Source organism: Neisseria sp. P0016.S008 (assembly GCF_051957775.1).
Taxonomy (GTDB): Bacteria; Pseudomonadota; Gammaproteobacteria; order Burkholderiales; family Neisseriaceae; genus Neisseria; species Neisseria flavescens_B.
Genome location: NZ_JBQCWB010000037.1, coordinates 1 through 250, shown reverse-complemented (window position 1 = coordinate 250; position 250 = coordinate 1). Strand labels below are relative to the sequence as shown.

Annotated in this window: 1 protein-coding gene; it reads left to right on the top strand. The window is 33.6% G+C overall.

Translation table 11 applies throughout. The annotated features are described in order from the left end of the window. Positions 1–187: hypothetical protein (locus ACTHS8_RS10885; RefSeq protein WP_440373717.1), on the top strand; the 187-nt coding region annotated here is incomplete at its 5' end. Between the last annotated feature and the right edge of the window lie 63 nt (positions 188–250).

Sequence of the window (250 nt, the reverse complement as noted above, 5' to 3'; positions counted from 1 at the left end):
GGTGCCGCGGGGGGGATCAATGATTAAAACGCCCCGTGCAAAAAAAACCCCCCCCCAAAATAAAACACCCCAAAAAAATAAAAAACACCCCCCCCCACACACACCACGTCAGTTTGAAAGAAAAATAGGAAAAAAAAAACAAAAACCAATTTCTATTAATCTAAATGAACTAAAAATAAACAAATAATAACTCCCTAACATTCACGTAAAATAAAAATAATAATAAACATTCAAAACTTAAAACATCACA